This window comes from Rhodopseudomonas sp. (assembly GCF_048594845.1).
Lineage (GTDB): Bacteria > Pseudomonadota > Alphaproteobacteria > Rhizobiales > Xanthobacteraceae > Rhodopseudomonas.
In genome coordinates this window covers 1-7643 of sequence record NZ_JBMDXE010000018.1, presented here as the reverse complement: position 1 = coordinate 7643, position 7643 = coordinate 1, and the positions used below count along the sequence as shown (strand labels likewise).

At 65.2% G+C, this 7643-nt stretch carries 9 protein-coding genes and 1 pseudogene; all 10 read right to left on the bottom strand.

The window, feature by feature from the left end; translation table 11 throughout:
- A pseudogene (ureC, locus tag ACOJTD_RS00975) lies at positions 1-326 on the bottom strand (urease subunit alpha); the annotation flags it as partial.
- Positions 323-859, bottom strand: coding sequence for an HD domain-containing protein (locus ACOJTD_RS00970; RefSeq protein ID WP_420131077.1), 537 nt, complete (start codon positions 857-859; stop codon positions 323-325). The pseudogene ureC and the gene ACOJTD_RS00970, both read right to left, overlap by 4 nt.
- Positions 860-1165, bottom strand: coding sequence for an urease subunit beta (locus ACOJTD_RS00965; RefSeq protein WP_420131078.1), 306 nt, complete (start codon positions 1163-1165; stop codon positions 860-862).
- Positions 1166-1292: 127 nt separating this feature from the next.
- Positions 1293-1595 (bottom strand): urease subunit gamma, encoded by a 303-nt coding sequence (locus ACOJTD_RS00960; protein WP_420131076.1) that lies wholly within the window; start codon positions 1593-1595, stop codon positions 1293-1295.
- A 46-nt stretch (positions 1596-1641) separates the two neighbouring features.
- Entirely contained in the window at positions 1642-2472 is an 831-nt protein-coding gene (locus ACOJTD_RS00955) for an urease accessory protein UreD (protein ID WP_420131075.1), read from the bottom strand.
- 35 nt (positions 2473-2507) lie between these two features.
- Positions 2508-3203, bottom strand: a complete 696-nt coding sequence (gene urtE / locus ACOJTD_RS00950) for an urea ABC transporter ATP-binding subunit UrtE (RefSeq protein WP_420131074.1) — start codon at positions 3201-3203, stop codon at positions 2508-2510.
- Between the two features lies 1 nt (position 3204).
- Positions 3205-3969 (bottom strand): urea ABC transporter ATP-binding protein UrtD, encoded by a 765-nt coding sequence (urtD, locus tag ACOJTD_RS00945; RefSeq protein WP_254985727.1) that lies wholly within the window; start codon positions 3967-3969, stop codon positions 3205-3207.
- A 5-nt stretch (positions 3970-3974) separates the two neighbouring features.
- Positions 3975-5165: an urea ABC transporter permease subunit UrtC gene (gene urtC / locus ACOJTD_RS00940; protein ID WP_420131073.1), complete on the bottom strand. Its 1191-nt coding sequence runs from the start codon at positions 5163-5165 to the stop codon at positions 3975-3977.
- Positions 5166-5337: 172 nt separating this feature from the next.
- On the bottom strand, positions 5338-6951 hold the full coding sequence (gene urtB, locus ACOJTD_RS00935; protein ID WP_420131072.1) for an urea ABC transporter permease subunit UrtB: 1614 nt from the start codon (positions 6949-6951) through the stop codon (positions 5338-5340).
- Between the two features lie 100 nt (positions 6952-7051).
- Positions 7052-7643 (bottom strand): transporter substrate-binding protein (locus tag ACOJTD_RS00930; RefSeq protein ID WP_420131071.1); only part of this gene is annotated, 592 nt, incomplete at its 5' end.

Sequence of the window (7643 nt, the reverse complement as noted above, 5' to 3'; positions counted from 1 at the left end):
TTCGGCTGGATGTCCGGAGTGCCGGCCTTGCCGATCGCGGTGATGATTCCCGCCGTGATGGCGACGTCGGCTTTGACGATGCCCCAATGGTCGACGATCAGCGCGTTGGTGATCACAGTGTCGGCGGCGCCGTCGGCGTTGGTCACCTGCGACTGGCCCATGCCGTCGCGGATCACCTTGCCGCCGCCGAACTTCACCTCCTCGCCGTAGGTGGTGAGATCCTTCTCGACCTCGATAATCAGATCGGTATCGGCGAGCCGAACGCGGTCGCCAGTGGTCGGGCCGAACATATCGGCATAGACGGAACGTGAAATCCTGGTGCTCACAACACAGCCCTCGCGCGCATGGCGGTTTCGTCGAACAGGCGTTCGAGATGATCGTTAACGCCGCGGCAGCCGGCCGCGACCTTTTCGGCCCAGTCCAGATAGTCGAGCAGCCGGTCGCGTTCCCAATCGTCCGGCGGCGACAGGATCAGCGAGCGCAGGTTGCTGGTCTTGTCGGCGAGCTTGATCATCTTGGCGCGCGGCGCCAGATGCGGAGCGTGCTCGATCTGCAGCCGCTTGCGCTCGGCCTTGGGCAAAGTCTTGTCGTCGGTGCAGGCGACCACCAGCGTAGCGACGTCTTTGCTGAACTCGGCGGCGAGGTCGTCGCGGGTGACGCCAGTGTCCTCGATGGTGTCGTGCAGCCAGCCGGCGGCGGTGAGCGGCGCATCGCCTCCGTTCGTCGCCACCGTCAGCAGCAGCGCGACTTCGGCGAGGTGATTGACGTAGGGCTCCTTGTCGGCGCCCTTGCGCCTGGTCCCGGCATGTTTTCGCGCGGCGAAGTCGGCGGCGCGGGAGACCAGCACGAGATCGGTCATCTACAGCTTGCCCATCACGTCGCCGCGGAAGCCGTAAATGGTACGGCTGCCGGCGAGCGCAACAAGCTGCACGTCGCGGCTCTGGCCAGGCTCGAAGCGAACCGCCGTGCCCGCCGCGATGTCGAGCCGCATGCCGCGGGCTTTGTCGCGATCGAACTTCAACGCTGGGTTGGTTTCGAAGAAATGATAGTGCGAGCCGACCTGGATCGGCCGGTCGCCGCTATTCGCCACCGTCAAGGTCACCGTGGCGCGGCCAGCGTTGAGCTCGATTTCGCCGTCTTCGATGAACAGTTCACCGGGGATCATGATGACCTCATTTGCTGAGTCACCGTCATGGCCGGGCTCGTCCCGGCCATCCACGTCTTCGATGCCGCGCGGCACGTGGATGCCCGGGTCAACCCCGGGCCTGACGGGTGGAGATGTAGCGCAAGTATCATCGGATCGGCTGGTGCACGGTGACGAGCTTGGTGCCGTCGGGGAACGTGGCTTCAACCTGAATGTCGTGGATCATCTCGGCGATGCCGGCCATGCACTGGTCGCGGGTGATGACTTCGGCGCCGGCTTTCATCAGATCGGCGACGCTGCGGCCGTCGCGAGCGCCTTCGACGATGAAGTCGGTGATTAGCGCAATCGCCTCGGGATGGTTGAGCTTGACGCCGCGCTCCAGCCTGCGGCGCGCCACCATCGCAGCCATCGAGACCAGCAGCTTGTCCTTTTCGCGGGGGGAGAGATTCATGCAGGCACTCGATCGATTTCAGAGGTCGTTGAGCGAACTCGTGATACTAACTGAACCACAGCCGCGGCAGAGCGCGACCGGCGGCGCGGCGCAGCACAGCGACCATGTCGGCGCGCAGCTTGGCCGCATCTTGGGCGCAGAACCGCGCCATTGCAATTCCATTCCAGGCGGTGATGCCGACCTCGGCGCCGAAGGCTTCGGCGTCCTGCCGCAGCCGCTCGACCAGCGTCGCATCGCCCGGAACGATCAGCGCGGTGCCGACCGCCACGCCGCCCTTGGCGACCGCTGGCCGCGCCAGCAGCGCGGCGATGTCGCCGTCGAGCCGGACCGCTTCGGCGAACACCAGCCTGCCGTCAATCCGTAGCCGCCAGCGGTCGACGAAGCGGCCGGTCCGCATCGTCTCCCCCATCGCCGACCGCCCGAAGATGACGGATTCGCACAGCAGCAGTGAGGCTCCGGCCGCGAGATCGACGTCGATGCGGCGCTCGGCGCGGGCCCGATCGAACAGGATGGTTTCCTGCGGCAACCAAGCCAGGTGGCCGCCGGCCGCGACCTTGAGCGAGATGTCGAGGTTGGCCGCTGGGCCATGCGAGCGGTAGATTTTTTCGGCGGCCGCGGTGGTCAGGGTCAGACGGGCGTCTTCGCCGACATTGAGTGCCACGCTGAAGCGATCGCCGCCGGAGACTCCGCCCGCCGTGTTGACCAGCACGGCCGACAGCCCCTGCTGCTCCGGCGAGGGAAAGCGGACACGCAGCGACCCGGCTTCATGCACGGCGCCGCGGCGGGTGACGCCGTCCACGGCGCCGACATCCACCGCCACCTCGCCCACGGCGCGATTGGCGGCGAAGGTTGCGGCGGTCGCCGTTCCTGTCTGCATCTGCCCCCCGGCTGCGGCCGAGCGGCCGCGGACTGTCACAGCGCCATCTGCCGGCTGATCTCGGCGGGATCGAGGTTGGCGCGATCGCAGGTGTATTTCACTGCGCCGCGGTCCATCACCGCAAAGCTGTCGCCGAGTTCGCAGGCGAAATCGAGATATTGTTCGACCAGCACAATGGCGATGTTGCCGAGGCTGCGCAAATAGGAAATCGCCCGGCCGATGTCCTTGATGATCGAGGGCTGGATGCCTTCGGTCGGCTCGTCGAGCAACAGCAGCTTGGGCCGCATCACCAGCGCGCGGCCGATCGCCAGTTGCTGCTGCTGGCCGCCGGAGAGATCGCCGCCGCGCCGGCCGAGCATCGAATTCAGCACCGGAAACAGCGAAAACACGTCGTCGGGGATCGACTTCTGCGCGCGCTTCAGCGGGGCATACCCGGTCTTGAGATTTTCCTCGACGGTCAGCAGCGGGAATATCTCGCGGCCCTGCGGCACCAGCGAGATGCCGCGCCGGGCGCGCTCATAGGGCTTGAGATGTGAGATGTCAGCGCCGTCGAACTGGATCGAGCCTGAGGCGATCGGCTGCTGGCCGACCATGGCACGCAACAAACTGGTCTTGCCGACGCCATTGCGGCCGAGCACGCAAGTCACCTTCCCCGGCTCCGCCGCGATCGACACCCCGCGCAGTGCCTGCGCGGCGCCGTAGTACAAGCTGATGTTGTCGACGGTCAGCATTTCATCGCCCCAGATACACTTCCACGACCCGCTCGTTGGCCGACACATCGTCGATCGTCCCTTCCGCCAGCACTGTGCCTTCGTGCAGACACGTCACCTTGACGCCGAGTTCGCGGACGAAGGTCATGTCGTGTTCGACCACTACGACGGTCTTGTCGTGGCTGTTGATCTCCTTGAGCAGCTCGGCGGTCTGGTGGGTTTCGACGTCGGTCATGCCGGCGACCGGCTCGTCGACCAGCAGCAGCTTGGGGTCCTGCGCCAGCAGCATGCCGATCTCGAGCCACTGCTTCTGGCCGTGCGACAGATTGCCGGCAAGGCGGTCGCGGGAGTCGCCGAGCTTGATGATCTCGAGCACGCGGTCGATCCGCTTGCTCTCCGGCTCGCTGCGACGCCAGAACAGCGTGCCGCGGACGCGGTGATCGACATTGAGCGCCAACAGCAGATTGTCCTCGATGGTCTGGCTTTCGAACACCGTCGGCTTCTGAAATTTGCGACCGATGCCGAGTGTCGCGATCTCCGTCTCGTCCAGCTTGGTGAGATCGACGCTGCCGTCGAACACCACCTCGCCTTTGTCCGGCTTGGTCTTGCCGGTGATGATGTCCATCATCGTAGTCTTGCCGGCGCCGTTGGGGCCAATGATTGCGCGCATCTCGCCGGGCTCGAGCGTCAGCGACAGATTGTTGATGGCGTGGAAGCCATCGAACGAGACGTGGACGCCGTCGAGATACAGCATCGCCGAGGTAGTGCGGGTTTCCAGCATGCTCATCGGGCCTACTCCGCCATCTTCGGCGCGATCACGCCGTCTTCACGCGCCGCACTCGCGCGCGCCGCCGCCGCGGCCTCGTCGCGCGTGGCCTGGTCCTTCTCCTTGCCCTTCTCCCACCATGCATTGAAGGTGCCGATGATGCCCTTGGGCAGCAGCAGCGTCACCAGCACGAACAGCGCGCCGAGCATGAACAGCCAGGACGGCGCCAGCGGACCGGAGGTGAACACGGTCTTGGCGTAGTTGACCACGAGGGCACCAAGCGCGGCGCCGACCAGCGTGCCGCGGCCGCCCACCGCCACCCAGATCACCGCCTCGATCGAATTGCCCGGCGCGAATTCGCCCGGGTTGATGATGCCGACCTGCGGCACATACAGCGCGCCGGCGACGCCGGCCATGCAGGCCGACAGCGTGAACACGAACAGCTTGTAGGACTCGACACGGTAGCCGAGGAACCGCGTGCGGCTTTCTGCGTCTCGGATCGCGATCAGCACCTTGCCGAGCTTGGAGGTGACCACCGCGCGGCAGATCAGGAAGCCGACACCGAGCGCCAGGCAACTCAGGAAGAACAGCGCCGCCCGTGTTCCTTCGGCCTGCACGTTGAAGCCAAGGATGTCCTTGAAATCGGTCAGGCCGTTATTGCCGCCGAAGCCGAAATCATTGCGGAAGAAGGCGAGCAGCAGCGCGTAGGTCATCGCCTGGGTGATGATCGACAGATACACGCCGGTGACGCGCGAGCGGAACGCCAGCCAGCCGAAGCAGAACGCGAGCAAGCCCGGCACCAGCAGCACCATCAGCGCCGCGAACCAGAAATGGTCGAAGCCGTACCAGTACCAGGGCAGTTCCTTCCAGTTCAGGAACACCATGAAGTCCGGCAAGGTCGGATTGGCATAGACGCCGCGGGTGCCGATCTGGCGCATCAGATACATGCCCATCGCGTAGCCGCCGAGCGCGAAGAACGCGCCGTGGCCGAGCGAGAGAATGCCGCAATAGCCCCAGATCAGGTCGATCGACAGCGCCAGCAGCGCGTAGCAGACATATTTGCCGAACAGCGAGATCAGATAGGTCGGCACATGCAGCGCCGAGCCGTCCGGCAGCAGCAGATTGGACAGCGGCAGCAGGATTCCGACCGCGGCGAGGATCAGCAGGAAGACCGTGGCACTGCGATTGAGCGAGCGGGTGAGGATGTGCGGGGTCATCGACGTTCACCCCATGCACAGTGCGCTCCCCTCCCCCTTGTGGGGAGAAATCGGGAGTGGGGGTCCGCGAGCACTGAGCGCGTGGCAAGAGCCCTCACCCCAGCCCTCTCCCGCAAGCGGGAGAGGGAGTTTGGCTGCGACGCGTGGCGGGGCATGCTGCTCTCATCCATCCTCATGCCTCCACCGCCCGGCCCTTCAGCGCGAACAGGCCGCGGGGGCGTTTTTGGATGAACAGGATGATCAACACCAGGATGGCGATCTTGCCGAGCACGGCACCGGCGAACGGCTCGAGGAATTTGTTGGCGATGCCGAGCGAGAACGCACCGACCAGAGTGCCCCACAAATTGCCGACGCCGCCGAACACCACCACCATGAAGCTGTCGATGATGTAGCTCTGGCCGAGGTTCGGTGAGACGTTGTCGATCTGCGACAGCGCCACGCCCGCAATGCCGGCGATGCCGGAGCCGAGGCCGAAGGTCAGCGCATCGACTCGCGAGGTGGCGATGCCCATCGAGGCGGCCATGCGGCGGTTTTGGGTCACGGCGCGCATTTCGAGACCTAGCGCGGTGTAGCGCAACATCGCCAGCAGAATGGCGAACACGGCGAGCGTGAAGCACAGGATCCACAGGCGATTATAGGTGATGGTGATCTGGCCGAGTTCGAACGCACCACTCATCCAGCTCGGATTGCCGACCTCGCGATTGGTCGGGCCGAACAGCGTGCGCACCGCCTGCTGCAGGATCAGCGACAGGCCCCAGGTGGCGAGCAACGTCTCCAGCGGGCGGCCGTAGAGAAAGCGGATCACGGTGCGCTCGATCAGCACGCCGATTGCGCCGGCGACAACGAACGCCAGCGGCACAGCGATCAGCAGCGAATAGTCGAACAGCGCCGGATAGCGGGTGCGGATCGCTTCCTGCACCACGAAGGTGGTGTAGGCCCCGAGCATCACCATCTCGCCGTGCGCCATGTTGATGACGCCCATCACGCCGAAGGTGATGGCGAGACCGATCGCGGCGAGCAGCAGCACCGAGCCGAGCGACAGCCCGTACCAGGCATTCTGCACCGCCGACCACATCGCCAGATTGCGCTCGATCGAAGCCTTGGCGCCGGCGATGCCGCTGGCGACTGCGGCGCTCTGCTCGGCAGGCAATCCGGTGAGCAGAGCCATCGCCTCCTGATCGCCGCGCGCTTTGAGCACAGCGATCGCATCGAGCTTGTCGACATCGCTGGCGCCCTGCTTGAACAGCAGGATCGAGGCGCGGGCTTCGGTGAAGGCGCGCTTGGCCGCGGCATTCTTCTCCACTTTCAGCGCCGCCTCGACGGTCGGCAGCATCGTCTCGTCGTGCGACTTGAACACCGACTGCGCCGCCTGGATGCGCTTGTCGAGATCGGGCGACAGCAGCGTCAGCCCGGCCATGGCGCCGGCCACGACCCGGCGCAGCTTGTTGTTAAGGCGGACGGCGCTCGCCTTGGCCGGCAGCGCCGCAACCGCCTCGCCGGTCGCGGCATTGGTGATCTTGCCGTCGTCGGCCTTGATGAAGGCGGCCTTGCTGTCCGGATCGGCGTAGAGCTTGCCGTCCTGCAGCGCCGTGATGATTACGGCCGCGCGCGGATTGCCGCTGGCGACCAGCTTGCCGACCGCGTCTTCACTGTCGGAAAAAGAGTCCTGCGAAAATTGCGCAATGGCGTCCTCATAGGGACCAGCCAGCGCCGGTAGCGCGGCGAAATTCGCGCAGGCGATCGCCAGGGCGGCGAGCACGAGACGCAATGAACGGATCAATGGCACTGAATTATCCCGGCAAGGATGAAGGTGCGGCGTATGAGGATCGAAAGGGCGGCACGCCGCGGCGTTGCCGCCCTTTCGTCAGGCGTCAGTCAGCGGGCGCTCAGCTACCGCCGCACTTCTTGGTCACGGTGTTGTAGTTGCCGCACTTCAGCGTCACCCAGTCACCGATCAGGTCCTTCGAACCGTCGAGCTCCTTCGACCAGGCGTCGCCCGGCACCAGGCCCGGGGTCTTCCAGACCACGTCGAACTGGCCGTCACCCTTGATCTCGCCGATGAACACCGGCTTGGTGATGTGGTGGTTCGGCAGCAGTTCGGAGACGCCACCCGTCAGGTTCGGCGCCTTGGTGCCCGGCAGCGTGTCGATCACCTTGTCGGTGTCGGTGGTTCCGGCCTTCTCGACAGCCTTCACCCACATGTTGAAGCCGATATAGGTGGCTTCCATCGGGTCGTTGGTCACGCGCTTCGGGTTCTTGGTGTAGGCCTGCCACTCCTTGATGAACTTCTCGTTCTCCGGAGTCTTGATCGACTCGAAATAGTTCCAGGCGGCGAGATGGCCGAGCAGCGGCTTCGTGTCGATGCCCGCGAGTTCCTCCTCGCCGACCGAGAACGCCACGACCGGGATGTCGGTCGCCTTGATGCCCTGGTTGCCGAGCTCCTTGTAGAACGGCACGTTGGCGTCGCCGTTGATGGTC